We start from the raw sequence: 1,147 nt of genomic DNA, 5'->3' as shown, positions 1-1,147 counted from the left end.
CCCCAGGTGGACGCGGTGCTGTCCCGGTATCCGCTGCGGGAGTTGGTGACGGCCTCGGAGCCGCTGCCGCTGCTGGTGGAGCGGGAGCGGGCGCTGTACGGGTCCTGGTACGAGTTCTTCCCCCGCTCGGAGGGCACCGCCGAGGTGCCGCACGGCACGTTCCGTACGGCCGCGCGCCGGCTGCCCGCGATCGCCGCGATGGGCTTCGACGTCGTCTACCTCCCCCCGGTCCACCCGATCGGCACCACCTTCCGCAAGGGCCGCAACAACACCCTCGACCCGACCCCCGACGACGTCGGCGTGCCGTGGGCGATCGGCTCCCCCGAGGGCGGCCACGACGCCGTCCACCCGGCCCTGGGCACCCTGGAGGACTTCACCTGGTTCGTCGAGCAGGCCCGCGGCCACGGGCTTGAGGTGGCGCTGGACTTCGCCCTGCAGTGCTCCCCGGACCACCCCTGGGTGCACAAGCACCCCGAGTGGTTCCACCACCGCCCCGACGGCACCATCGCCCACGCGGAGAACCCGCCCAAGAAGTACCAGGACATCTACCCCATCGCCTTCGACGCCGACCTGGACGGGCTGATCGCGGAGACGCTGCGGGTGCTGCGGCACTGGATGGCCCGCGGGGTGCGGATCTTCCGGGTGGACAACCCGCACACCAAGCCGGTGCTGTTCTGGGAGCGGGTGATCGCGGAGATCAACCGCACCGACCCGGACGTGATCTTCCTGGCCGAGGCGTTCACCCGCCCCGCGATGATGCACACCCTGGCGCAGATCGGTTTCCAGCAGTCGTACACGTACTTCACCTGGCGCAACACCAAGCAGGAGCTGACCGAGTACCTCAGCGAGCTGTCGGGAGAGGCGGCGGCCTACATGCGGCCGAACTTCTTCGCCAACACCCCCGACATCCTGCACGCCTTCCTCCAGCACGGCGGCCGCCCCGCCTTCGAACTGCGCGCCGTGCTCGCCGCCACCCTCTCCCCCACCTGGGGCATCTACAGCGGCTACGAGCTGTGCGAGAACACCCCCCTGCGCGAGGGCAGCGAAGAGTACCTGGACTCGGAGAAGTACCAGTTGCGCCCGCGTGACTGGCAGACCGCGGAAACCATCGCTCCACTCATCACCAAGCTCAACGCCATCCGGCGCG

General features: G+C 69.8%; 1 pseudogene. It reads left to right on the top strand.

The annotated features are described in order from the left end of the window. Positions 1-1,147, top strand: a pseudogene (locus tag RMT89_RS40245) (alpha-1,4-glucan--maltose-1-phosphate maltosyltransferase); the annotation flags it as partial.

Origin of the sequence: Streptomyces sp. P17 (genome assembly GCF_032436805.1) — a bacterium.
In the GTDB taxonomy this organism is placed as follows: Bacteria; Actinomycetota; Actinomycetes; order Streptomycetales; family Streptomycetaceae; genus Streptomyces.
This window is presented reverse-complemented; position numbering and strand designations above follow the sequence as displayed.